19 protein-coding genes and 1 tRNA gene are annotated in these 25,215 nt (G+C 69.4%); 7 read left to right on the top strand and 13 right to left on the bottom strand.

What is annotated here, in order from left to right:
- Positions 1-26: 26 nt before the first annotated feature.
- Together argS and ABZS54_RS29125 are read right to left on the bottom strand one after the other, a co-directional pair.
- The gene (argS, locus tag ABZS54_RS29130; protein WP_355542438.1) at positions 27-1,679 is read right to left on the bottom strand and encodes an arginine--tRNA ligase; all 1,653 of its coding nucleotides are present in this window, start codon (positions 1,677-1,679) and stop codon (positions 27-29) included.
- A gap of 52 nt (positions 1,680-1,731) precedes the next feature.
- The gene (locus ABZS54_RS29125) at positions 1,732-2,205 is read right to left on the bottom strand and encodes a response regulator (protein WP_355542455.1); all 474 of its coding nucleotides are present in this window, start codon (positions 2,203-2,205) and stop codon (positions 1,732-1,734) included.
- A 152-nt stretch (positions 2,206-2,357) separates the two neighbouring features.
- Here ABZS54_RS29125 and ABZS54_RS29120 point away from each other — a divergent pair.
- The 3 genes from ABZS54_RS29120 (at position 2,358) to ABZS54_RS29110 (ending at position 5,774) form a co-directional block, all read left to right on the top strand.
- Positions 2,358-2,429: transfer RNA gene (locus tag ABZS54_RS29120), tRNA-Arg, on the top strand.
- Positions 2,430-3,790: 1,361 nt separating this feature from the next.
- Positions 3,791-5,020: a hypothetical protein gene (locus ABZS54_RS29115; RefSeq protein ID WP_355542435.1), complete on the top strand. Its 1,230-nt coding sequence runs from the start codon at positions 3,791-3,793 to the stop codon at positions 5,018-5,020.
- Positions 5,004-5,774: a hypothetical protein gene (locus ABZS54_RS29110; protein ID WP_355542452.1), complete on the top strand. Its 771-nt coding sequence runs from the start codon at positions 5,004-5,006 to the stop codon at positions 5,772-5,774. The genes ABZS54_RS29115 and ABZS54_RS29110 overlap by 17 nt, the downstream gene beginning before the upstream one ends.
- Before the next feature lie 424 nt (positions 5,775-6,198).
- Here ABZS54_RS29110 and ABZS54_RS29105 read toward each other — a convergent pair whose 3' ends face one another.
- The 3 genes from ABZS54_RS29105 to ABZS54_RS29095 all read right to left on the bottom strand — a co-directional run bounded on the left by ABZS54_RS29105 (position 6,199) and on the right by ABZS54_RS29095 (position 10,244).
- Positions 6,199-7,869 carry an SWIM zinc finger family protein gene (locus ABZS54_RS29105; protein ID WP_355542432.1) on the bottom strand — a complete coding sequence of 557 codons (1,671 nt, stop codon included), beginning with the start codon at positions 7,867-7,869 and terminating at the stop codon, positions 6,199-6,201.
- A 60-nt stretch (positions 7,870-7,929) separates the two neighbouring features.
- A complete protein-coding gene (locus ABZS54_RS29100; RefSeq protein ID WP_355542429.1) occupies positions 7,930-8,364 on the bottom strand; it encodes a MarR family winged helix-turn-helix transcriptional regulator in 435 nt (144 codons plus the stop codon).
- 221 nt (positions 8,365-8,585) lie between these two features.
- Positions 8,586-10,244, bottom strand: coding sequence for an amidohydrolase (locus ABZS54_RS29095; RefSeq protein ID WP_355542426.1), 1,659 nt, complete (start codon positions 10,242-10,244; stop codon positions 8,586-8,588).
- A 299-nt stretch (positions 10,245-10,543) separates the two neighbouring features.
- On the opposite strand from ABZS54_RS29095, the gene ABZS54_RS29090 reads away from it, so the two are divergent.
- Entirely contained in the window at positions 10,544-11,590 is a 1,047-nt protein-coding gene (locus tag ABZS54_RS29090; RefSeq protein WP_355542423.1) for a LacI family DNA-binding transcriptional regulator, read from the top strand.
- Positions 11,591-11,809: 219 nt separating this feature from the next.
- On the opposite strand, the gene ABZS54_RS29085 is transcribed toward ABZS54_RS29090, so the two are convergent.
- Positions 11,810-11,980, bottom strand: a complete 171-nt coding sequence (locus tag ABZS54_RS29085) for a hypothetical protein (protein WP_355542420.1) — start codon at positions 11,978-11,980, stop codon at positions 11,810-11,812.
- A gap of 183 nt (positions 11,981-12,163) precedes the next feature.
- On the opposite strand from ABZS54_RS29085, the gene ABZS54_RS29080 reads away from it, so the two are divergent.
- Entirely contained in the window at positions 12,164-13,708 is a 1,545-nt protein-coding gene (locus ABZS54_RS29080) for an aldehyde dehydrogenase (NADP(+)) (RefSeq protein WP_355542417.1), read from the top strand.
- A 582-nt stretch (positions 13,709-14,290) separates the two neighbouring features.
- Positions 14,291-16,396, top strand: coding sequence for a DNA helicase RecQ (gene recQ, locus ABZS54_RS29075; protein ID WP_355542414.1), 2,106 nt, complete (start codon positions 14,291-14,293; stop codon positions 16,394-16,396).
- Positions 16,397-16,669: 273 nt separating this feature from the next.
- Here recQ and ABZS54_RS29070 read toward each other — a convergent pair whose 3' ends face one another.
- The 3 genes from ABZS54_RS29070 to ABZS54_RS29060 all read right to left on the bottom strand — a co-directional run bounded on the left by ABZS54_RS29070 (position 16,670) and on the right by ABZS54_RS29060 (position 19,228).
- The gene (locus tag ABZS54_RS29070; protein WP_355542411.1) at positions 16,670-17,200 is read right to left on the bottom strand and encodes a hypothetical protein; all 531 of its coding nucleotides are present in this window, start codon (positions 17,198-17,200) and stop codon (positions 16,670-16,672) included.
- Between the two features lie 580 nt (positions 17,201-17,780).
- The gene (locus tag ABZS54_RS29065) at positions 17,781-18,479 is read right to left on the bottom strand and encodes a hypothetical protein (RefSeq protein ID WP_355542408.1); all 699 of its coding nucleotides are present in this window, start codon (positions 18,477-18,479) and stop codon (positions 17,781-17,783) included.
- A 104-nt stretch (positions 18,480-18,583) separates the two neighbouring features.
- A complete protein-coding gene (locus tag ABZS54_RS29060; protein ID WP_355542405.1) occupies positions 18,584-19,228 on the bottom strand; it encodes a Crp/Fnr family transcriptional regulator in 645 nt (214 codons plus the stop codon).
- 300 nt (positions 19,229-19,528) lie between these two features.
- Between ABZS54_RS29060 and ABZS54_RS29055 the strand changes: the two genes are divergently transcribed.
- Positions 19,529-20,167: a transcriptional regulator gene (locus ABZS54_RS29055; RefSeq protein WP_355542402.1), complete on the top strand. Its 639-nt coding sequence runs from the start codon at positions 19,529-19,531 to the stop codon at positions 20,165-20,167.
- A 49-nt stretch (positions 20,168-20,216) separates the two neighbouring features.
- Here the strand turns inward: ABZS54_RS29055 and ABZS54_RS29050 are convergent, their stop codons facing one another.
- From ABZS54_RS29050 to ABZS54_RS29035, 4 genes are all read right to left on the bottom strand, one after another.
- Positions 20,217-21,461, bottom strand: coding sequence for a CapA family protein (locus tag ABZS54_RS29050; protein WP_355542399.1), 1,245 nt, complete (start codon positions 21,459-21,461; stop codon positions 20,217-20,219).
- A 295-nt stretch (positions 21,462-21,756) separates the two neighbouring features.
- Positions 21,757-22,587, bottom strand: a complete 831-nt coding sequence (locus tag ABZS54_RS29045) for a hypothetical protein (RefSeq protein ID WP_355542396.1) — start codon at positions 22,585-22,587, stop codon at positions 21,757-21,759.
- Positions 22,588-22,688: 101 nt separating this feature from the next.
- Positions 22,689-23,246, bottom strand: a complete 558-nt coding sequence (locus ABZS54_RS29040; RefSeq protein WP_355542393.1) for a putative glycolipid-binding domain-containing protein — start codon at positions 23,244-23,246, stop codon at positions 22,689-22,691.
- Positions 23,247-23,333: 87 nt separating this feature from the next.
- Positions 23,334-25,091, bottom strand: coding sequence for a hypothetical protein (locus ABZS54_RS29035; RefSeq protein ID WP_355542390.1), 1,758 nt, complete (start codon positions 25,089-25,091; stop codon positions 23,334-23,336).
- Positions 25,092-25,215: the final 124 nt, after the last annotated feature.

Genomic DNA, 25,215 nt, shown 5'->3' with positions numbered 1-25,215 from the left:
CCTGTCGCCTGCGTTGTGACGATCCGTCACATGCGCTCGGGGGCGGACACCCCGAGAAGAGCGAGGCCGTTGGCCACCACGGTTTTCGTGGCTTCGGCCAGCCACATTCGGGCGTGCGTCAGGTCGGTGACCTCTTCCTCGCCCTTGGGCAGGATCTGACAGTGGTCGTAGAAGCGGTGGTACGTGCCGGCCAACTGCTCCAGGTAACGCGCGACGTGGTGCGGCTCGCGCATCTCGCCGGCCTTGGCCACCACGCGCGGGAACTCGCCGAGCATGCCGAGCAGGTCGGACTCCCACTCGGTGGACAGCAGCTCGGGCTTGAACTCGCCCTTGACGATGCCGCGTTCGGCCGCCTTGCGCTCGACGGCGGACATCCGCGCGTGCGCGTACTGAACGTAGAACACCGGGTTCTCGTTCTTGTGCGACGTGAGGATGTCGATGTCCAGCGTGATGGTGGAGTCGGTGGACGAGCGCGCCAGCGAGTACCGCGCGGCGTCGACGCCGATCCACTCGACGACGTCGTCGATGGTGATGATATTGCCCGCGCGCTTGGACATCCGGACCTCTTCGCCGGCCCGCATCATCTTCACGAACTGGCCGACAATGATCTCGATGTTGCGCTCGGGGTCGTCGCCCGCACAGGCCGCGATCGCCTTGAGCCGCCCGACATAGCCGTGGTGGTCGGCGCCGAGCATGTAGACGGCGACCTCGTTGCCGCGGTCGCGCTTGTTCAGGTAATACGCGGCGTCGGAGGCGAAGTAGGTCTTCTCGCCGTCGGACTTGATCAGGACCCGGTCCTTGTCGTCCCCGTAGTCCGTGGTGCGCAGCCAGATCGCGCCGTTGTCGTCGTAGACGTGCCCCTGCTCGCGCAGCCGCTCGATCGCCTTCTCCACCGCGCCGGACTCGTGCAGCGTGGTCTCGGAGAACCACACGTCGAAGTGCGCGCCGAAGTTCTCCATCGAGCGCTGGATCTCGGCGACCATCAGCTTGAGCCCGGTGGCCCGGAAGGCCTTCTCCTGCTCGGCCTCGGCCAGGCTCAACACGTCGGGGTGCTCGGCGACGATGTCGGCGGCGATGTCGTTGATGTACGCGCCGACGTAGCCGTCCTCGGGGACGGGCCGACCGTTCGCCGCCGCCATCAGCGACTTGCCGAACTTGTCGATCTGCACGCCGGCGTCGTTGATGTAGTACTCGGTGGTCACGTCCGCGCCGGACGCGCGCAGGATCCGCCCCAGCGAGTCCCCAACGGCGGCCCAGCGCACGCCGCCGATGTGGATCGGCCCGGTCGGGTTCGCCGAGACGAACTCCAGGTTGATCTTGAGCCCGTCGAACGCGTTGTTGCTGCCGTACTCGGCGCCGGCCTCGACGACGGTGCGGGCCAGCTCGCCCTGGGTGGCCGTGTCGAACGTGATGTTCAGGAAGCCGGGGCCGGCGATGTCGACCTTGGCCACGCCGGGCGTCCGCGCGATCCGCGCGGCCAGCAACTCGGCGATCTCCCGCGGCGGTCGCTTGGCCGGCTTCGCGAGCTGCAACGCGATGTTCGTCGCGTAGTCCCCGTGCTCGCGGTTCTTGGGTCGCTCCACCGTCGTGCTCTCGGGCACGGCAACGGCGAGCTCGCCTGCCTCGACGGCGGCACGAACCGCGGACAACACTGACTGCGAAAGCTCTGCGGGGGTCACGGAGACAAGCGTAGGCGACCCACCGACCAACCCACCCGGCGGGCGGGGTAGGTCATTCGGGTGAGCCTTCCGACGAGGGATCAGACACGGGATCGCTCGGAAGTTCGCGCGAGGGATCGATCAACGCCTCGCCCGGGGTCCCGGCCAACGGTTCCGGCGACAACGCACGCACGAGCCGAATGAGCTGCTCGGGATGAAACGGCTTGGTCAGATACCCGTCGACGCCGACCGCCCGCGCCCGGGAGAAGTCCTCATCCTGAGCACAGGCACTGATCATCAATATCTTCAACCCACTGGTCCGCGGATCCGCCCGCAACCGAGCAGCGGTCCCGATCCCATCCAGATGCGGCATCACCACATCGAGCGTGACCAAATCCGGCCGCACCTCGTGCACGAGCCGCAAACACTCCTCACCATCACACGCGGTACTCACCACGAACCCCTCCAGCCGCAGATTGACCGCGATCAGCTGCCGAATCACCTCGTCGTCATCCACGACAAGCACCCGCGCCGCCTCACCACCAATCCCGCCCACGCCAGTGAGGTTAGGCCCCCCACACCGACCGGGGGGCCCGATCGACACATCTCATCCACACCTCTGATCCACCCCTCGCCCACCCCCACCATCAACCCCTTCGCAACCCACTCCCCAGAGCTGGTAATGTTCACGTCACCCGAGCCCCTGTAGCTCAGGGGATAGAGCAACGGCCTCCGGAGCCGTGTGCGCAGGTTCGAATCCTGCCAGGGGCACACAGCGTGAACAGTCTCAGCAGCCACGATCACTCGTGAGCTGCTGTTTTTGTTTTGGGGCCTCATGTCGGTCCTCACTTTCCGTGCAGGCATGGGCGGCCGGATGCAGGTGTAGGCCGGCCGTTGTGCGTTATACGTGTGGTGATCTTGATGGCGTTTCCGCAGGTCACACCCCGTACTTGCGAATCGCGCGCCAAGGCCGCGCCAAGGGCTGGGCCCGGACACGACGAGAGCCCCGGAGGCTATCCGAGGCTCTGCGTCCGGGGGGCTGGCCAGTCAGGCGACCTCACCGAGGCCGTCCGAGATGCGCTTGTTGATCGAGTCGCGGATGTGCTCGGACGGGATCGCAACGAGTTGCGGAGGGATCGGCACGGGCCGGGTGTCCTTGTCGGCCCGCTGCTTCAGACCGCGCGGGTCGTGCGCCTCTCCGCTGTCCGTCCACGCTTGCCCGCGGTGGGTCGGGGGGTTCGAGAAGTGCAAAGCGTCCCGAGCAGCCGCCTGGTAGTCGTACGCCGAGGCAGATCCGGAGCGTCCTGACGCCGCCGCGTGGACCGCACCCGCCGCGTAACCCGATCCGGGTCGACGTTCCCGCACACGCCCGAGGCGGCCGACTCGGAGTCGACCGCCGCTGCATCTTCGGCGAGTTCATCCCTCTCGGCGCCGCGAGCCAAATCGTGCTTCTTCGTCCGGTCCGCCCGCAGTTCGCCCAACCAGTGTTCCTCGTCGCTCGGCTCATCCGCTTCCTGTACCGCCTGTCGCAGACGATCCGTTCGCCATGAACGACCCATGCCAAGAGGCGTCATCGTCGATGGTCACGCTGAGAAGCTGCCGGGAAAAGCACCCGAGCGCCGATCACTGATCGGTCGGACTCAATTCACTGCGAAAAACTGTCCAAATATGTGACTCATTCGGGGATGACTAGAAATGCTACGCGAAAGAGCGAGATCTCTCTCTTCATTGTGATTGAGATCAACGCTTTCGAGATCTTCGCATCCGAACCGACCTGAGGTCGTTCCGCTCGGGGTTGGAGGAAATCGAAGGCGGAATCGCCGGAGGCGGCCAAGATGAAGCCGTGACGCAGTCTTCGAGAGGCTGATTCATAAGTCCTCAGGGAAAGTACTCCGGCAATGGCCTGAGTGTTTCTTCCCATCTGGATGATAGAAGCGCGCGGTAGCGGCCGCCTTCTTGGCCGAGCATGCGCCGGCCTTGAAGTGTTGCGACGGCTTGTTCAACGAGGGCGCGGAACTTGGAGCTGGGTGTTGAAAGCCGTGTCGACGGCGGGTAGTTTGGTGCTGGGTAGGTGTTTGATCGGGACGAGTTCGATGCCGTCGACTCCGACGTAGAAATGACGGTACCGTTTGATGAACACAACAGATCCGACAGAAGCCAGCATCGAGGATGCGAGCAACATTTTGGTTGCACCTTCGGTGTTGCAAGATAGTGACTTGATCAGGGACTTCTTCGGGTCCACAATCACGCCGGAGGAGCTTGCTTCCGGTTCACCCAACCTTGCGCAGAAGACCGTCTACCTGTGTGGCGATATATCCGAGATCAGCGACCGCCGACTGCGTGCGGCTGCCCGGGTATTCGTTATCCGGGAGCTGTCACACGGTTATCGCGAGGACCTCGACGAACCTCGGATCCTCGTCGACCTCGGCCGGGTTCCCATCCGCGTACACGGCGTCGGCGTGTACTATCGCCGCTTTTTCGGACTCGGCACCGATCACTTCGGGCGGATCCACGCGGAGCACGAGTTCCAGTCCCTGACGGAGTCCACCAAGCCGGGAACAGCTCATCGCAGCGGAATCTATCTGACGCCCGTCACACGAGACGGTGACGAACTACATTTCCGCCTGCTCCGGTGCTCCACGAATCTCTCGGGGCCGACCGAGAGTTTTCGCCCGACCGACACGCGCATAGTCGAGGCTCTGAACCGCGAAGCCGCCGCCGTCTTCCGGAACCAGGCACCGCTGAATCACGTCCTCGCTCAGATCTACCACAACACCCTTGCCACGGACGAACGCAAGCAATCCAAGGCAAAGATCTCGGCCCATGCCGACAAGACCAAGGATATGCCCGTCAATGGCATCATGGCCTTCTGCACCTTCTATGACCGGCTCGACAAGCTGCAGCCCCTGGCCGAAGACGTCTTCGATTATGGCGTGAAGGGTGCCGGCGGGCTGACCAAACTCCACTTTCGCCTCAAGGAGCCGACCGAAGAACGCAACGGGGTCGCGCTCCCCCCGCAATTCACGCTGACTCTCTACCCCGGCTCCGTATTCTTCATGCCATTGTCCACCAACCGCCTGTATACGCACGAAATCCGACCCTCGACATTGGACGCCCAATTGCTCCCGACCCGCCTGGGATACGTGGTGCGCTGTTCGAGTGCCGAAGCCGTTCACAAGAACGGCCGCACGTTCCTCAAAGAGGCCGGAGGTTTGGTGGAGCTGGGGCCGCCCACACCGGCCGGCATGAACGAGCTGCGCAGGCTGTACGCCGAGGAGAACAGGACCTCGTCCTTCATTGATTACGGCGACGAATTTCTCTTCAGCATGAACACGGGAGACTACACTGCCCCCCGAGTCTAGGATCTCGGATGAGATCCTCACGTGCACTTTGCCCATCGAGGAGAATCCCTTTGCGGAGCTGTCCGCATCGGCTCGTTTTGAAGACGTAGGAAAAGGCCGACGAGGCGCCGCGCTTACCAGGATCGACGAGGCGGGTGACGTGCCTCTCGTACGTACTACCACTCGGTACAGCAGCCCGACGCAGCGTTTCCAGGGGGTGCACGAACGGCTGGCGCAACAGATTCAAGAACGTGCGGCGCTTTCGATCGGCTTCAATAATGCTCTCATCGAGAGCTACACGAACGCTTATACAACCATGGGCAGCCATTCCGACCAAGCCCTCGATCTGGCCAATGAGTCTTTTATCGCCGTGTTCTCCTGCTACCAACGTCCCGAGGCGAGCCCGCCGAGGAAGTTGATCTTCGAATCAAAGGGGTCCGGTGGCGGGAAGTTTGAGATCCCCCTCGCCCACAACAGTATCGTTGCGTTTTCTGTCGACACGAATCGGCAACTCAGGCACAAAATCGTATTGGATACGCCCGTCCGGACGACGGACAATCAATGGTTGGGTGTAACGTTTCGAACGTCAAAGACCTTCGTTCGTTTTCGCGACGGACATGTATACCTCCCGCAGGGTGCACGCCTCATGTCGGCCGACGATGAGCAGAGGCACGAGTTTTACCGACTACGGCGCCGTGAGAACAATGAAACGGACTTCATCTACCCTCCGCTGACGTACACCATCAGCGAGAGCGATCTGACGCCGCCCGTCTGACCTTGAGGGCTTGGTACGAGTCGCGCCTCCCGGCGAGTGCGTCGATCTCTCGTGGAGAGCGGCCGGCCGTGATCCCCGGAAGCACGCTCCGCGCGGCGAAGCCGGACATCTCAGATGCTTGATCCCGATGCACTTGTCCTCGAACACGCCCGCGGTGAACGGCTCGACACAGCCGACTACCGGCACGACTTCAGGCGGCGCGAGGACGCGGTCATCGGTCGACCCGGCTGGAAAATCAGTCTCGTCGATGCTGGTCCGAGGCTTTGCGCCTGCTCGCCCGCTATGCGGACCTCCGTGCCTGCGACAGGCGCCGGGACGTCCGGAGACGTCTCGTGAATCCGGAGCACCGAGCCGCCGCGTGGCCAGGGCTGGGCTCGTCGCCGGAGCAGCGGCGAGCTTGTCCTGGTCCCGGTCTCGTCGTGGTTCAGGTGAGGCCGCAGCGGGTGAGTTGGGCTGTCAGGTTTCGTTTGCGGTGGTGTTCGGTGCGGAGTGCGGCGAAGTGCTTGTGCCACTCGGGCTCGCGGGCGGAGGCCCGGGATATGTCGCGGGCGCGTACGAGCAGGTCGGCGGCACGGGCGTAGGCGTCGTTGCCTGTTTTCAGGATGAGGGCTTCGGCTTCTTTCAGGTAGATGCGCATGGCCTCTGCGGGGCGGGTGGTTTGGCAGGCCTCGGCGAGGCGTAGCCAGTGGTCGCGGTTGGCGCCGAAGGTGTCGGCGGCCTTCCATGCCTGGTCGAAGTGCTCCTCGGCGAGCAGGACGTCGATCAGGACTCGGGCCGCCCAAGTGCCGGTGCGCTTCTCACCGGCTGCGTCGCGCAGAAGTCGCAAGGTCTCGGCGCGGTAGTGGTCTTCCGAGCCGATCGCTCGGGCTGCTTCCAGAATCTGGGTGTAGGAGGCGACGCTTGGCCCGTTGCGGAATTGCTCCCAGCGGATCCTGAGGATGTCCGCGTCCTGGCCTGCGGTGCTGTATCGCTGCGTCAGGTAGTCGGCGAGTCTGGATTCGTTCGGGTGTTCGGCGAAGCCGCGTTCGGCCCAGTCAAGGGCCTCGGCCTCGCGGTCGGCGGCGGTGAGGACCTCGGCGATGCGGAGGTAGGCGTAGCCGTGGGTGAGGTTGTCGGCGAGTGCCTCGACCTGCGCGTCCGTGTCTTTTCGTACTTTGGCCAGGTCCTCACGGAGGTGCTGGATCAACCACCGGTGCTCGTCGCGCCTGGAGCGGTCTTCTTGTACGGCGCGCAGTCGGTCGGCGTAGTGCGTGATCCCGGTTTCCCCGAGTGGCTCGGTGTAGTCCCGGATCGCCAATTCAGGCCAACTGTGGTTCGCGAGTTGGAAGGCGAGGAGCCAGTCGGCGAGTTCGGCCGGGTCGGGCGAGGCCGCGGCGCAGGCTTCGGCGTGCAGTTCCGCCAGGGCTTCGCCCTCTTCGGGGATGCCGCCGTCGGAGTCCTCGATCCCGTCGAGCGCCGTGCCGATCAGGGCCAGGGCGCGGCCGGAGAGGTCCATGACGGCGACGTGGTGGCCGCCCTCGTACAGCTCCCGCAGCGTCTCGGCGATGTCGGCGACCGCCTCGGCGTAGACGTGGGCGCCGCGCCGGTCCAGGTAGCCGTAGGTGCGGAGCGCCCGGCCCAGGTGCTCGCGAATCGATGTGATGTCCGGGCCGTCGCCGCCGTCGGTGCGGGCCGCGCGCAGGGCGAGCCGCCGGCGCAGGTCGGGGTCGCTGCGGGCCGCCTCGTCGAGGAGGTCGACGAGTTCGTGGGGATCGAGTGAGGCCAGGTAGGCGCGGAGGTCGAACGCGGCGGCTTGGGCTTCCTCGACCGGGTGGGCCGTGGTGGAGCGCAGGAAGACGAGGCCGACGGCAACGCAGTGCTTGCAGAAGTAGCCCTGCTCGCCGTATGGGCAATCGCAGTCGCCGGTGAGACCGTCCGCTCCGTATTCGAGGACGACCGTGTAGGTGTCGTTTCCGTATACGGCGGCGGTGACGTAACCCGGACCCTCCTCGGTCAGGTTCGCGACCGCGCCGAGGTAGCCCTCACCGCGTCCGTACGACTTGTCTCCGGCGGCGTCGAGGAGGTCCTGTTCGGTGAACGGTGGTGGTATCGGCATGACTTCCATCAAACCGTACATCCTCGTGCCGCATGTCCCGGTGCCGGAAATGCTGTTCCGCTATTGGTCGGGGGTGCCGGAGAGGTGGCGCAGGGAGTTCAGGAGGCTTGCGTATTGCGGGACTTCTGCGAAGAAGGTTGCGTCGGCCGCCTCGACGTCGTGCATGGCTCGCTTCGCCAGTGTGCCGCCGGGTTCGGTGATGCGAAGGAGTTTGGCCCTGGTGTCGGCCGGATCGGTCTCGCGGGTCAGGTAGCCCTTGGCTTCGAGGCGGCGCAGGACCTGGCTGACGGTCTTGACGTCCATGCCGGCGTGGGTGGCCAGGGCGAGTTGGTTGGGGTGGGCACCCTGGGTGTCGAGCCAGTGCAGGCTCGCCAGGAGTACGAATTGAGGGTGAGTCAGGTCGAGGGGGGTCAGGGTCGCGGCCATGGCACGTTGCCAGCGCAGGGTGGTGTGCCAGAGCAGGAAGCCGGGACTGTCTTCGGGGCTCAGGGGCATGTCGGCGCCTTCGACGTGCGTAGGGGGATGGTGGTAGGTGGGATGGCATCCGCCAGGCCAGGCCGGGCGAGCAGGGCTTTCGAGGCGACTCTCCACGCAGATTATCTGCACACGGATTGTCTCCACAAGGATCATGATCTCATGGCTGTGGGGTGGGCGTCCTCTCCTCCGCGGACGATGCCCACCCCACGATTCGGGGAGCCGGGTCTACCCGGCGGGCCCTACAGCCCCTGCGCCGCGTATACGGCCGCGCCCTCCACGTACGTCCCCAGCACTCCCGTCTCGCCGATCTCCGTCGCCGGCCCCGCGTACGGGTCGCGGTCGAGTACCACCACGTCCGCGAGCTTGCCGGGCTCGATGGTGCCCGTGTCGTGGTCGCGGTGGTTCACGTACGCCGTGCCCACCGTGTAGGCGGCCAGGGCCGCCGTGAGGTCGATGCGCTGCTCGGGAAGGAAGACGGTGTCGGACGGATCCGCGAAGGACGGCAGGACGCGGTTGACCGCCGTGTGGATGCCCCACATCGGATCCGGTGCGCTGACCGGCCAGTCGCTGCCCGCCGCAAGCGTGGCGCCGGAGCGGAGCAGGTCGCCGAACGGGTATTGCCACGCCGCGCGTTCGTCGCCCAGGAACGGGATGGTGAGCTCGTCCATCTGGGCCTCGTGGGCGGCCCACAGGGGTTGCAGGTTGGCGGTCACGCCGAGCGCGGCGAAGCGCGGTATGTCGTCGGGGTGGATCACCTGGAGATGCGCGATGTGGTGCCGGTGATCGCCGCGGCCGTTGGTCGCGAGCGCCTGGGCGAAGCCGTTCAGCGCCTCGCGGGCCGCCCGGTCGCCGACCGCGTGCACGTGTACCTGGAAACCGTGCGCGTCCAGCAGCGTGACGTGCTCGCGCAGCGCGATCGGGTCGACGAAGCTCAGGCCGCTGTTGCCGGTGTGGCAGCCGCAGCCGTCGAAGTAGGGCTCGTTCAGGGCGGCGGTGAAGTTCTCCGCGACGCCGTCCTGCATGATCTTCACGCTGGTCGCCGCGAAGCGCCCGACCGACGAGGACGCCCGTAGGTCGAGCAGTCGCTCCAACTGCTCGGCGCCGCGGTCGCGTTCCCACCACAACGCGCCCACGACCCGGGCGGTCAATTGCCCCGAACGGGCCGCCGTGAGGTAGGAGTCCAGCGGGTCCAGACCCGGGTGGGCCGAGCCGACCATCGCGTCCTGCCAGGACGTCACGCCGACCGAGTGCATGCGCGCCTGGCCGGCGAGCAGCGCACGCAGGCCGTCCGCCGCGTCCAGGCCCGGTACCAGGTCGCCGACCAGGGCGGTCGCACCCTCGTGCAGCGTGCCCTGCGGGGTGCCGTCGGCTTCGCGCTCGATCCGTCCGTCGGCCGGGTCCGGGGTGTCCTTCGTGACGCCGGCGAGTTCGAGCGCACGCGTGTTGACCCACGCGCCGTGACCGTCCGCGTTGATCAGGAACGCCGGGCGGTCCGGCACGATCGCGTCGAGTTGGTGCCGGCTCGGCGTACCGCCCGCGAACGCCTCCATGTTCCAGCCGCCGCCGCTGATCCACGCCTCGTCGGGCCGGTCGGCCGCGTACGCACGGATCAGCGCGAACGTCGCCTCGGCATCCCGCGCTTCCGAGAGGTCGCAGCGGATCAGTGTCATTCCCGCGAGGGCGGGGTGGACATGCGAGTCCTGGAAGCCGGGCACCAACGCCCGTCCGGCCAGGTCGATCACGTCGGTACGTGGGCCGATCAGGTCGCGTACGTCCGGGTCGTGCCCGACGACCACGATCCGCCCGTCGCGCACGGCCACCGCCGTGGCCCGGCGACGAGCGGCGTCGACCGTATGGACCGGCCCACCTCGGAAGACGACATCGGCAGGGGTGGACATGAGACTCCTTGCGCAGACGACGGGAAGGAAAGCAACGGGCGGGGGCGGCGGAAAGGAACACATCGGGAAGCGGACGACCGAAGAGGGCGCCCCGCGAGGAAGCCGACGCGGGCCCGGAGGCATCGAGGCATTCAGGCCCAAAAGCGCCGACGCGGCGGCCCGGCACCGCCCGCCGAAGCTGTGTGGAGTATCGACGCGGGAACGTTCCCGCACAAGCACCTGCGGGAACGGTTTTCTGGAGGTCATCGCACCATGGGCACGCGTGACTCGGGGCTCGGCAGCCGGCAGCATGTGGTGACATGACCACCTCACCCCGCGGCGGCGGCCAGCGTCCCGCGCCCGTGCCCCGGGTCCGACTCGTCGACGTGGCCCGCGAGGCGGGGCTGTCCAAGACCACCGTCTCGGCCGCCCTCAACGGCACCGGTCGGCTGTCCGACGCGGTCCGGCTGCATGCGCAGGAGACCGCGCGCCGACTCGGCTACCGGCCGAACGCGACCGCGCGACTGCTGCGGGCGGGGCACGCCCGGCTGATCGGATACGCGGTGCGCGAGTACGTGGAGACACCGTGGTCGTACATGGAATCGCCCTATTTCGCCCAACTCACCAGCGCCACCGCGCAGGCCGCGCTCACCCACGGATACGCGCTGGTCCTGCTGCCCACCCACTCGGCCCGGGACGAGTGGGCCGACCTGCCGCTGGACGCGGCCGTGGTTGCCGACCCGCTCGCGGACGACCCGTTGGTCGAGGACTTCCTGGCGGCCCGCATCCCGGTCGTCTCGGACCGGCGGCTCGAGGGCCTGACCGGCGCGCACTGGGTCGACATCGACCACGAAGCCGCCGTCCGCGGCGTGCTCGATCACCTGGCCGCGGGCGGCGCGCGGCGGATCGGCCTGGTGGCCGCGCATTCCAGCTCGCTGTTCTACGAGGAGGCCCTGACCACGTATCACACTTGGTGTCTGGAACGGGAGTTCGCTCCGCTTGTGGAACTGACCGCGCGTCCGGGCAATCAGGCCGCGCGCGCCGTGATCGACCACATGCTGGCGCGCCCCGACCGCCCGGACGGGCTCTTCGTGCTCACCGAGGCGAGCCCGCCGCTGATTCTGGAAACCGTCCGCGCCCATGGCCTGAGCGTTCCGGAGGACTTGCTGATCGTGTGCGTCAGCGACGACCCCACGGCCACCCAGACCGAGCCGCCGATCACCACCCTGAGCCTGAACCCGGCCGAAATCGCGTCCGTGGGAGTCGAGCTGCTGCTCAAGGCATTGGAGTCCGGCGACCCCACCTCCACCGGCCGCGTCGTCCCGACCCACCTGGAGATCCGAGGCACCTCACGCCGAGACGGCTGACCCAACGATCCCCCAGGGCCGCGCCGAGCAACATTCATCCGGCGGCGGCCGACTCACCCCACCGGAGCCGCGAGATCGATCTCGATCGGGAATGGCACCGCGACCTGCAACCGGGTCCGGTGGATCCCGGTCGGGACACGGCCGCCGGTGGCCGGTTCGAGTTCGAAGACGTACACGACCGGAAGGTTCGCCTCCTCCTCTGCGCGGCCGGTGTCGACGTCAGGTTGCGCTTGACCCGGGATGGAAGATCCGCTGCGGCGAGAGCATGAAGATCAGGGCCCCGTCGATGAGTTCCGCATGTCGCGGCGCCTCCGGCGGCAACCTGTCCATGTCGTCGGCGGTCCAGTGGGTGCCGTTCGGCGGATACATCCAAGGGGGTGGTGCCGACATGCTTCCTCACCTCCTCGGCCTGTTTTTTCACCGTACTGCGAGGCTCTCGACCGACGGCTGGCGAACCACTCACCGGATCGTGATTCGATGGCTTGCGAACCATCGACCCGCACCGCGCCCGAACCGCCCCACCGTGCCTGACCACCCCTCAGGCCCTCGTTCGTCCGACCCGGAGGAATCGCCGTGATCGAGTCGACCCCGACTCCCGCCGCCGAGCCGACCGTCGTACAGCAGGCCGCCGTACAGCCGGCCGCCGTACAGGGGCGCGACCCCCGCACCGGGGCGCCGATCGGTGCTCCCGTGGCCGCCAGTACCGAGGCCGATGTCGAGCGCGCGGTCGCCGCCGCTCGGGCCGCCGCACCGGCGTGGGCCGCGCGTTCCGGTCCCGAGCGGGCCGAGGTGCTGGAGGCCGTTGCCGACGCGCTCGACGCCGCGCGTGCCGAGTTGGTCGCCGTCGCGGACGCGGAGACCGCGCTGGGCGGGGCCCGGCTCACCGGCGAGGTCGGCCGTACGTCCGGCCAACTGCGGATGTTCGCCGGCCTGCTCCGGGACGGCGCGCACGTGGGCGCGGTGCTCAGCCCGGCCGATCCGGCGCTCGGCCGGCCCGACGTGCGGCGGATGTTGCACCCGATCGGCGTGGTCGCGGTGTTCGCCGCGAGCAACTTCCCGTTCGCGTTCTCCGTCGCCGGCGGCGACACCGCGTCCGCGTGGGCGGCCGGGTGTCCGGTGGTGGTCAAGGCGCACGAGGCGCATCCGGCCACCTCGTTCGCGGTGGCCCGCGTGGTGCGTACCGCGTTGTCCGCCGCCGGCGCGTCCGAGGACCTGCTCGGCCTGGTCGCCGGTCGCGCCGCGGGCGGCCCACTGGTCACCCACCCCGGCATCGCGGCCGTCGGCTTCACCGGCTCGCTCGCGGGCGGGCGGGCCCTGTTCGACCTGGCTGCCGGCCGCCCCGACCCGATCCCGTTCTTCGGTGAACTGGGCAGCGTCAACCCGGTTGTGGTGCTGCCCGGCGCGGCGGCCGAACGAACCGAGGAACTGGCCGCCGGCTACCTCGGCTCGCTCACCCTGGGCACCGGCCAGTTCTGTACCAACCCCGGGCTGCTGTTCGTGCCCGAGGACACCAAGCTCCTGGACGCCATTGCCACGCACGCGCGCACCGCGACCGGCGGCCCGATGTTGTCCGAACGCATCCGCGACGCGTACGAGGACGGCACGTCGGCGCGCGCGGGACGCGAGCTCGCCCGCGGCGGCGCCGCCGAGGGGGCCTGGGCGGTGGCTCCGGTGGTGTGGCATGTCGACCTCGCCGAATTCGTCGCGCACGCGGCCGAGCTGACCGAGGAGACCTTCGGCCCGGCCGGCCTGGTGGTCACCTATGCCGACAAGGACGCCCTGCTCGCCGCGCTCGGCCGGCTCCCGGGCAGCCTCACCGGCTCGGTACACGCCGTCGAGGCCGACCACCCGCTCGCCGCCCGGGTCGGCGCCGCCCTGCGTCCGCGCGTCGGTCGGCTGATCCACAACGGCTGGCCCACCGGCGTCGCGGTGTGCTGGGCGATGCACCACGGCGGCCCCTGGCCCGCCACCACCGCCCCGGGCCACACCTCCGTCGGCGGCACCGCCCTGGAGCGCTGGTTGGTGCCGACCGCCTACCAGGACTGGCCCGACGCCCTCCTGCCCGCAGAACTGCGCGACGCCAACCCGCTGGGCGTACCGCGCCGCACCCAGCCCTGAACAACCGACACCCGCAGCCGCCCAGAGCCATCCCCACCCACCCGCCCCCGGACGCCCTCCCCCGGCGCGTCAGCGCCCCCGACCCAGCCCCACCCCAGCGATCGACGCGCGAAGCGCGGAGAGCGGCGGAGCCGCAAGTTGAGACTTCGTGACCCGGAGCGAAGCGGAGGGACACGAAGTCACGAGCGAGGGGCTGCCTTTTTCTCGGAGGAGCGAAGCGGGGGAGAGAAAAAGGCGGTGCCTCGCGAGCCGGCGACGAAGTCGCCCAACAAGCAGCAACGCCGCCCCCACGACTCCGGCCACCCCGCCCCGCCACCATCCCGACTCCGCCCACCCCGCCCCGCCACCCCCACGACCCCGCCCGTCCCCCCTCGTTACGCCCACGACCCCGCCCGACCCGCAGGATCCGCCCGACCAGCACCCCCCGGCGGCATCCGGCAAGCATCCGGATGCCTCCCGGCCCCGGCGGGCGCGCGCTATGGCCAAGTCCTTCAGGGTTGTCCACAACCGTGCCGCGCACGGTCGGTCGGCGTTGTCCACAGACCGACCTCGGGTGTCGCCGACAGCTCTTAGACTGCTCGGATGACAGCGCTCGACGACGGTCCCCAGATCAGCGAAGCGCTGCAGGTTCTGCACCGCGTCTTCGGCTACGACTCGTTTCGCGGGAGCCAGCAGGAGATCATCGACCATGTGATCGAGGGCGGCGACGCGCTCGTACTGATGCCCACCGGCGGCGGGAAGTCGCTCTGCTACCAGATCCCCGCACTGGTGCGAAAAAGCGTCGGAGTGGTCGTCTCGCCGCTGATCGCGCTCATGCAGGACCAGGTGGACGCGCTCACCGCGCTGGGCGTGCGCGCCGGATTCCTCAACTCGACGCAGAACCCCGACGAGCGACGGATGGTCGAGTCGGAGTTCCTGGCCGGCGAGCTCGATCTGCTCTACCTGGCGCCGGAGCGGCTGAAGGTCGACGCGACCCTGCGGCTCCTCGACCGGGGCAACGTCTCGCTGTTCGCGATCGACGAGGCACACTGCGTGGCGCAGTGGGGCCACGACTTCCGGCCCGACTACCTCACCCTTTCCCAGTTGCACGAGCGCTGGCCGGACGTGCCGCGTGTCGCACTCACCGCGACCGCTACCGAGGCCACCCACGCCGAGATCGCCTCCCGGCTGAACCTGCAACAGGCCCGGCACTTCGTGGCCAGCTTCGACCGGCCCAACATCCAGTACCGGATCGTGCACAAGGACAAGCCGCAGAAGCAGCTGCTCGACCTGCTCCGTGCCGAACACGCCGGCGACGCGGGCATCGTCTACTGCCTGTCCCGGGCCTCGGTGGAGAAGACCGCCGCGTTCCTGGTCGACAACGGCATCGACGCGTTGCCGTACCACGCGGGTCTGGACTCGCGCGTGCGCGCCGCCAACCAGTCCCGCTTCCTGCGCGAGGACGGCATGGTGATGGTCGCCACGATCGCGTTCGGGATGGGCATCGACAAGCCCGACGTGCGCTTCGTCGCGCACCTGGACCTGCCCAAGTCGGTCGAGGGCTACTACCAGGAGACCGGTCGCGCCGGGCGCGACGGGCTGCCGTCCACCGCGTGGCTGGCGTACGGGCTCCAGGACGTGGTGCAGCAGCGCAAGATGATCGAGGGCTCGGAGGGCGACCAGGCACACCGCCGCCGACTGGGCACGCACCTGGACGCGATGTTGGCGCTGTGCGAGACGGTCGAGTGTCGACGCGTCCGCCTGCTCGCCTACTTCGGCCAGGAGAGCACCGCGTGCGGCAACTGCGACACGTGCCTGTCGCCGCCCGCGTCCTGGGACGGCACGATCGCGGCGCAGAAGGTGTTGTCGACCGTGTGGCGGCTCAAGAACGAGCGGCGCGGGCAGAAGTTCGGCGCGGGCCAGATCGTGGACATCCTGCTGGGCGCCAAGACGGCCAAGGTCATCCAGTTCGACCACGACACGCTCCGCGTGTTCGGCATCGGCACCGAGCTGAGTCGGACCGAATGGATGAGCGTGGTGCGGCAGTTGCTCGCCATGAAGCTGATCGCCGTCGAGCCCTCGTTCAACGCGCTCGTGCTCACCGAGGCGAGCGACGAGGTGCTCGGCCGGCGGCGCGAGGTGATGCTGCGCCGTGAGCCGGAGCGGCCGGCGCGCGCGGCCAAGGCCGACCGGGCGGCGAAGTCCGGCAAGGGCAAGGCCGCGCCGGTCGAGCTGCCCGCGGCGGCGGCACCGATCTTCGAGGCGTTGCGCGCGTGGCGCGCGGCGACCGCGAAGGAGCAGGGCGTACCGGCGTACGTGATCTTCCACGACGCGACCCTGCGTGAGATCGCCACCACCGGGCCCGACACGTTGGCCGCATTGGGCGCGATCAGCGGCATCGGCGAGAACAAGCTGGCCAAGTACGGTCAGTCGATCCTGGACACGCTGGCCGGCTCGACGCCCGGTGGCCCCGCCCCGGCGCCCGTATCCGCCTCCGCGCCGGCGCCCGGAGCGGCACGCACCCCGGCACCCACCACGAAGGCCGCCTCGGCACCCGTCGCCGAACTCACCCGCGAGCCGGTGCCCGAACTCGTCCGCGAACCCCTGCCGGACTATCAGCCCGACTACCAGAACGACTACGAACCGGACTTCGAACCGGAGCCGGAGTACTACCCGGAGTTCGAGCCGGACCCGGACTTCCGAGGCTGACGGATCGGGCCGGGGCCCGGGCGGGGGCGCGCACAGGCCCATCCCGGTCCGGCTCCGGCCTCGATCCCGAGGCCGGCCGCCCTCCCGCCCCGCCCGAACACCTGCCACCCGAACACCCTCGCCCGAGCACCCCTCGCCCGAGCACCCTCCACCCGAACGCCCCCGTGGGGCGACCACCGCCCGCTCCACCACCGCCGAGACGGCCGCCGAACGCAAAAGTGACCGGCCCCGAGGAGACGATCCCCGGACCCGGCCACCCGTGCAGCCCGTCGGTCAGCCCTTGCCGGCCGAACCGCCGCCCTGCTCCGTGTCCAGCTGGTCCAATTCGGCCAGGAAGCGCTCGATCACATCACTGTCGGCCACCAGCGTGCCGACTGGCTCGCCGAGCACCTTGCCCGCCAGCTCCGTCGCGATCAGGCCCAGCTCCGCGTGCAGCGACGCGCTCGCCAGGGCGAGGTCCGCGTCCAGCTGCTCGTGGCCGGAGGTGACGAGTTCCTCCTTGATCCGCTGCCCCTCGGCGCGCGCCTCGGCCATCAACCGGGCGCCCTCCTCGGCCGCCTGCTGCCGAACCAGCGCGGCTTCCTTACGGGTCTCGGTCATCTGCGCCCGCAGCTCGGCCAGCGCCGCCTCACTCTCCGCCTGGAGGTCCGTCGCCCGGTCGAAACCACCTTCGAGCGCGTCGTGCCGTTCGGCGATGGTGCGACTGATGCGCGGCAGCAACACCTTCGCGAACACCGCGAAGACCACGATGAAGATGATGAATCCAAAGATCAGCTCGGCGATATCCGGCTTGAGAGGTCCCATGGTCCGAAATCCTCGAACACACCGGAGCACAAATCAAGTTCGATCACCCTCCTCGACCACTCACCGTGAACATCCGACTCCACTGCGCACCCCGGCCCGCTCGACGGAGCCCGACGAGCCCGGACCGGCCCGCACCGGCCCGCACCGGCCCGCGCGAAACCCGCCGAACCGACCCCGGAGTGCCGAGCGCGGACACGAGGCGCCCGTGGGTGTGGGTGTGGACGCCGACAACCGAAGTCGGGGCCCCGAACCGAAAACCGCGGCCACCGAAGTCAAATCCCCGGTCCGAAGCTGCGGCCACCGAAGCCGCGGCCACCGAAGTCAAGGCCCCGGTCCGAAGCCGGGACCTCGCCGCGAAGCAAGGTGCCGACTTCACGCGCCGCCACGGTGTGCCCGAACCCTGTGCCTACGGACGGCCGTGTCCCCGCGCGTGGGAACACGACCGTCCGTCCATGTGCCGAGCGCCGCCGGGCCTCTCCCTCCCAGGCCCGCCGGTGCCGGCCGCCGTGCGCCGGTCGAGACCGCCCCCATCGGTCGGTCTGCTCGACCCGGCGCACCGAGTACGTCCCCACCCACCACGTCACCGAGGTTGGCGAACCTCACCGTCGAAACTGAAGCCCCTGTCCAGCCCCCCGCGCCGGACAGTCGTCTTCCGCACCCGAGGCGGAGTCGCCACATGATCGGTGTCCGTGGCGGGTGGACGTTGATATCCGGGCACGTACACCCACGCGGTCTCGTCGACTTCCTTGGCCGACACGTGCACCTCCCCGTACGCCGAGCTCTCCAGGCCGCCGCGCTCCGGGACGACGACCGCCTCGTGCCAGGACCGGGACACGATCAGCGCCAGGCACGCGCGCTCGGCCGCGGCCAACACCTCGCGCAGCGGGTCGGCGTTGACGAGCCGGCACGCGGTGTTGATCGCGCTGCCCGACCAGCCCCGGATGTCCTGCACCACGTCGCCCGCGTGCAGGGACACCCGCAGCCGGATCCGTGCCTCGTCGCTCGCGTGCCGATCGTGGTTGCGCAGTCCGGCGTGCAGCCGATCGATGAACAGATCGGTCAGGTCCTCCTTGGGTACGTTCGCCGGGATCAGCAGGATCGCCCCGTCGCCGCGGTCCTCGACCACACACGCGTCCCAGGCGATGCCCGCCGATTCGAGCGCGGAGTGCAGCAGCTCGTACAACCGGCCGCGTACCCACTCCTGTGTCACGTCCGAACGTCGGCCGAATCGCTCGACGTCGAGCACCAGGATCGACATGTATCGCGACTTGGCTCCCACGGATTCCCCCTACCGCACCGTGCGCTCACGCGCCCCTGGCTCCCTGCCCCTCAAGGAGTACTCCGGCGGCGGCCGGTTGTACGCGTCAGATGACACACAACGCGTTATCCGTCGGCCCATTCCCGCAAAGCCGGCGGATCGGGCACGACGATGCTGCCGCGCCGGGTCTCCACCAGTCCCGACTCGTGCAGCACCCGCAGCGCGCGGACCACGGATTCGCGCGAAATGCCGATCGCGTCGCCGAGTTCCTGCTGCGTGGTCCGGATCACACACGGCCCCTCGGCGCTGCCCAGCGTGCGATCGGCCAGCGCCCGGGCCACCCGACGCCCGGTGGCCAGCGCGCCGTACTCGACCCGCCACCGGTCCGACTCGCGAATTCGCGACACGGTACGAATCAGCACCGCGTACACCAACGGAGCATTCGTGTTGAGCAACTCGCGAAAGCGGGACAGCGGCACCAGAACGGCCACCACCGGCCCCAGCGCAACCACCGTCGCGGACCGGCCGCGCCCGTCGATACAGGCCAGTTCGCCGACCAACTCGCCCGGTCCGCGCACCGCGATGGTGACCGCCGAGCCGTCCGAGGTCGCCCGCTCGATCTTGACCTGACCATGCTCGATCAACACCACGTGGCGCGGGTGGTCGCCCTCCATGAACAGCGCGTCGCCCCGGTCGTAACCCAGCCGCCGGCCGGACTCACGAAGTACGTCCCGGAGTTGCCTGGGCAGCGCCCTGTCGTCCTCGGCCACACCCGCTCCTCCGTCGCCCGTGCCGCCCGAGCTTAACCACGCACATTCCGATTGGGCAGGCGTTCACGGATCCCGCCGACAGACCCCGCTCCCGGCCGTGTGGCGGACGAGCACCCCGAGCGCGAAGCGCTCGACCGGCCCTGCCGTCCGCCACCCGCCACGCGCCACCGCCCACCCGCCACCGGACCCACTCCTATGCACCCCGCAGGCGTGGATCGCCCCCTTCCCGGGGAGACATAGGACTCGCCCGCGAAGGCCGAGCACGGCGGCGGAATCGACACGGCGAACGAACGGAGCAGCATGGACGCACGGATGCTCTACACCCAGGTCGTACAGGACCTGACCGCAGGATCGACGAACCGATTCGTGGACCGTGCCGAGCACGGTCCGGTGGACGTCGACGCGCTGCGCCGGATCGCCGGTGAGGAGTACCGGATCATCCTGAGCGATCGGCGCTCGTTCTCCCTGCTCGCGGCCCGCTTCCCGGAGGCGACGCCGCTTTTCCTGGCCCTTGCGAGCGGCGAGAGCCAGGCGTTGCAGTTGCTGATGCCGTACGCGGAGGCGATCGGCATGAGCGCCGCCGATCTGCTCGGCTACGCCCCGAACGCCGCCGCGCAGGGCTACCCGCATCACCTGGCCTGGCTGGCCCAGTACGGCTCGCGCGCCGAGGTCTCACTCGCATTGTTGGCCAACTTCGGTTTCTGGGGCGGGTATTGCGAGCGGTTCGCGCGGGCGCTGCGTACCCACCACGAATTGACCGAGGACCAGGTCGCGTTCTTCACCTACTTCGCGTCGTTGCCGCCGGGCTTCGAGGACGCGGCGCTGACCCTGTTGCAGACCGGATTGGACGCGGGCGACGACCAGGAGGGCGCCAAGACCGCCGCCCGCCTGATGCAGAGCTACGAACTGGCCTTCTGGGACGCGCTCCCGACGCCGTGACCGCGATCGGCGCACGAGCCCGCCCACCCCCCGGCCCCCGCGATTCGCCCTACTGCGACTCGGTGAGCCCCGCACCGGCCGCGCCCTCGGAGAACACCGCGTCCGCCACGGTGGAGCGCGCGGTCTGCAACAGCGCCCGGGTATCGGCCGGAGTGGCCGGGTCGGCCAGCGCCTTGTTCACGTCCAGGATCCGAAACGGCGGGCCCGGGTGCGAGTACAGCGGACGGAACTGCGCGCTGGTCACGCTCCACGTGCCCGCGGCGTCCCGGGAGAACGTGAACAGCCCGGCCGAGCTGTAGTTCCCGCGCGGCTTGTCCGGGAAGTTGGCCAACTCGTCGCCCATGCCGTAGATCACCCAGGTGCCGTTGACCTTCTCGTATGCCTGCGGCACGTGGTTGTGCGTACCGATGATCAGGTCGACGTCCTTGACACCGTTGTTCGTCGAGGCGGTCAACTCCTTCGCCAGCTCTCGCTGTTGGGCGTCCGGCTCGCGCTGCCACTCGGTGCCCCAGTGCACGCTGAGCAGGACCAGTTCGGCGCCGGCGGCACGCGCTGCCCGGGCCTGGGCGATCATCCGGTCCTTGTCGATCACGTTGACCGACCACGGCTTGCCTTCCGGCAGCGGGATGCCGTTGGTGTCGTATGTCCAGGACAGGTGCGCGACCTTGACGCCCTTGACGTCCAGGATCGTCGGCGCGGCCTCCTGCTCGGTCCGCGCGCTGCCCGCGTGGCGTACGCCCGCCGCGTCCAGCGTGTCCAGCGTGCGTTGCAGGCCCGTGAAGCCGCCGTCGAGCGTGTGATTGGACGCGGTCGAGCAGCCGTCGTAGCCGGTGTCCGCGAGCGTGCGGGCGATCTGCGGCGGCGCGGCAAAGATCGGGTATCCGGTGAACGGCCCCTCGGGCGGGGCGTACGGCGTCTCCATGTGGCACAGCGCCAGATCGGACTTCTGCACCAGCGGCACCACGTCCGCGAAGATCTTGTGGAAGTCGTTTCCCGAGCCGCCCGAGCCGGCCGAGCCACCCAATACGCCGGACCCGCCCGCGTCGCTCTCGGACTGGGCGATGATGGTCGGATAGGCGAGCACATCCCCCGTGGTGGTCAGGGTGAGGCTGGTCGGCCGACCCCCGGACGACGCGGACGCGGGCGCGGATGGGCTGGGCGCCGAGGCCGCCGAGTCCTTGTGCGGGGTGTCACGGGTCCGGTCCGATTCCCAGATCAGGGTGATCAGCCCGGCCAGCAGGCCGATCGCCACCAGCGCGATCGCAAAACTGTATTTCTTGCGTGACGTGTCCATGGCCCCGTGTTCCCCCCACCCCGGCACCGCAGCCGAAGAGCCGCCGTTTGGCGGAACTCTCCCAGCGCGCCCGCGATCACGGAAGCTCGAACGCGCCCCGGCTCGACACCCTCCGCCCGGCAGTGTCGCCCGATCCGGTGGCTCACCCACGACTGGACCGCGACTCGACCGTGGCCCACCCACGACTCACCCGTCCGAGCGACTCCGGGCACGATTCGGCAGCGCATGGCACGGGGGGAGCCATGCGCCGCCGGGCGAGGTGTGCGGCCGCCCGCACCCCTGGCCAGGTGTGCGGCTAGCCGCACGCCTCCAGATACTTGTGCAGGATCAGCTTCGCCACCGAGGTGTGCGCGCCGATCGGCTCGGCTGCCGTGCAACCGGCCTGCACCGCGACCTCCGCGATCCGGCCGGGCTCGACGTCGGGGCCGAGCACGTGCGGCGCGAGCGCTACCGAGGCGGCGCCCATCTCGCGCAGCCGCTCGGCCGCGGCGAGCACCGTCTTCGGGTCCCCCAGGTCGGCGGTCATCACCGGCAGCGCGAGGCGGGCGGCGAGCAGCACACCGGTCACCTCGGCTGCGGTAACGGCCTCCGGGCCGCCGTCGGTGACCAGCACGATCCCCTCTGCGGCGGTCGCGACGCTGAACAGGCGGGCCCGGTCGGCGCGGGCCAGGCCGGCCTCGGACAGCCGCTCGTGCAGCACCTCGGCCAGCAGCGGGTGCGGGCCGAGCACGCCGCAGCGCAGGAACTCGCCCTCCGTGCCGGCGAGCACCGCCTCGATCCGGGCCGCGGCCTCGGCGTTCGGACCGAGCAGGAGCGGGACGACGACCGCCGACGGCGCGCCGCGCAGGACGGCTGCGAGGTCGGTCTCGCCCTCCTCTATCACCACCGGCCGGATGTCGAGGCCGGGCAGATCCGCGCCGGCCAACAACGCGACCTCGCCCACCAGGGCGAGCAGGTCGGCGTTCGTGGGACCGGGCACGGCAAGAATCAACGGTTTGGCGGCCTCCGGGAGTTCGTGGGAATCGGGCCGACGGTGCCGTCCGCCCTGGCGGGGTTGCGGCACCCGGGTGGGCAGACCTGGAGTGCGGGCGGGCAGCGGGGACGCTGCGTCCGAGGAGGAGCTCATGGGACCGAATTTTATGGAATCCGGCCAAAGCCTTCACAGCCGGACGCCAAGAGCAACAGGACTGTTACGGCCATGATCGCCGGTACCGGCAGCGGGCCGGCTCAGATTCGGGTGGCCAATTGCGGATAGTCCAGCACCAATCCCTCGTGATCCACGAGCAGATCGCTGCGAAAGTCACCGGATTCGTAGCGCACCCGAGCCCCGTCGGGCTCCACTCCGAGGTGCGTGTACGTCTGCCAGGACGGCTCCACCACCAATTCCGGCACGGCCACGAAGGCCATCAGGAAGCGGTGTCGACCGGCCTCCTCGTGCAGCCCGTGCCGCAGGATCGGCATCGTGTTGGTGAGCGGACACAGGCCCAGGTCGCAGTCGAGTGCCTCGGCCAGGTCCGGCCGCGGCACGCCGTCCACGGTCCAGCCGTCGGCCGTGCGCCGCAGATCCAGTCGCCTGGTCTCGCCCGCACCCTGTGCGACCACGCGCAACCGGGTGGTCACGTAGTCCTGTGCCGTCTCCAGCTCGTAGGTGAGTCGATAGGACCGAGGCGTCGTGCCCAGGGCCTCGCCGCGCGCGGACAGCCGCGACTGCCCCAACTCGACCCACGAGGTCTCCTGCCCGCCGCTCTCGGTCACCTGCCACGTCAGTACGCGCTCATCCGTCACGTGTGCATCGGTACCCCGAATCAGCCCTCCACACCAACGCTTTTCCGACCGCCACACGCCGCCACGCGAGCACCGGGCAAGCCCTGCTCAGCCGGCTGCGGCGGCTGCGGTGGCGAACAACTCGGGCAGCGTCCCGGCGAACGAGGGGGCCATCCGCGCGGCGATCACCCGCGCCTCCATGCCTTCGCCCAGGTGTTCGCGGATGTACTCGGCCATCCGCGCGCGCTGCTCCACTGCCGACTCCGGATCGGGCGCGTACCGCTGGATCCGGTCGTAGAGCTCCAGTGCCCGCTCGGCGGGCGTGGTGCCGGTGAACACCCGCTCGGCCAACCCCGGAATCCTCGCCAGTTCGGTGCGCAATCGACGCACCTCGTTCGTGTGGACGTGGTCGTGCGGAAACGTTCGCCACCAGCCGTCGGCCGCAGGCCACCGCCCACGCAGCGTCTCGCCGTCCTCGGCCGCCTCGGCGATCGGAGCCGGACAGTCCGGGAACGCGGTCAAAAAGCGCGCGGTCGCCCCCGGCAGCGGCACCTTCGCGTGTGCGGCCACGACCGTGGCCCAACCGGCCGGCGGATCCCAGGGCGCGGCGATCCGAAAGCCCTGCGGCACACGCGAGTGCTCGGACCGCGGCGCCTGCCGGCCGAGTTCGCGCTCGTACTCGGCCCGCAGCCGCGCGCGGCCCGCGTCCCCGGCCGCGAACATCGTGCGCAGCTTGGCCGCCGATGCCTCGCGCAGCGGCAGATCGGCGACCAGGAGCTCCGCCTGTGCCACGCCGTGCCGGTCCCACAGGGCGAGCAACGCGCCGAGCAGGACCGCCCGATGCAGCGGCACCACAAAGGGCTCGTACTGCTTGCGCTGGTAGGTGTTGTGGAACAGCGGGCGCAGCGCCTCGACCCCGCTGCGCTTCCACAGCTCGACGCACTCGGCGGCGGTCACGCTCATGTGGCGTACCCGCAGCAGTGCGGCGCGCACCAGCGCCGGATCGCCGGACCACACCGCGGGGCGCCGGTAGCGGGCGTTGTCGGAGCGGATCACCCGCTCGATCGTGGCCGGGTCGAGCGCGACCTCGCCCGCGGCGGCCATGATCCGGTTCCGCTCCCGGTCGCCGGCCCGAGGATTGGCGTAGACGACCGCGTTCAGCTCCGGGTCGCCCAGATCGATCAGCGCGTCGTATCCCTCGGGGCGCAGGTGCTCGGCGGCGGCCAGTGCCCGGCGTTGTCGCGCCGTCGCGCCGCGCACCGTCTCGGCGACGATCGGCGCGGGCAGTCGGGCGCCGAAGTGCACCAGGTCGAGCACGGTGCGCACGCGCAGATGCGGGACGAGTGCGGTCAGATGATCCGGGTGGGCCAGCAACAGCAGTTGCCGCCATTCCGTGGCCACCGTGCGCGGTGGCGTCGGGATCGCGTCGGTGCCGCCCTCGCCGGCGGCGGCCGCCTCGACGAGTTCGGCCACGGTGCCCTGGCAGTCGGGCAGCTGGGTCAGCAGCCGCGACCAGGCACGCGGGTCGGCGCCGAGCCGCGCGTCCAGCAGTGCGCTCACCTCGGTGATCGGGCGCAGGTAGGAGAGGCCGTCGTTCGCGCCGCAATGCCGGAGGAAGCGCAGTACGGCGACCGCTGGTCGGGCCTCGGCCAGGAGTTCGGTGGTCGCCCGGACGTCTCGGGTTCGTGCCGCGATCTTGATCAGGTCGGCGCCGGTGCCGTATCGGATCGCCGAGGTGATCAGCGGGACCGGGAGACCGCGTGCCTCGCCCAGGTGTGGTGCGTAGGAGCCGCGCACCCGGGCGAACACCTCACCCTCGGCGTTGTCCAGCGCGGCGAGCAGCGCGAACGCGGAGCCATACTGCATCTCGGAAAGCCCTCTCGGGAGTCGGGCCCCCTAGTGTCCTGCGCCAGGAATTCGCTTCAGATAGGAAGCGAGGCGTTCGAGGATCTCGTCTGCGGTTCTGGTCCAGGCGAACGGGCGTGGGTTC

The sequence above is a fragment of the Embleya sp. NPDC005575 genome (assembly GCF_040605455.1).
Lineage (GTDB): Bacteria > Actinomycetota > Actinomycetes > Streptomycetales > Streptomycetaceae > Embleya.
Note: the sequence above shows the minus strand (reverse complement) of the source record. Positions and strands in the feature narration are given on the sequence as shown.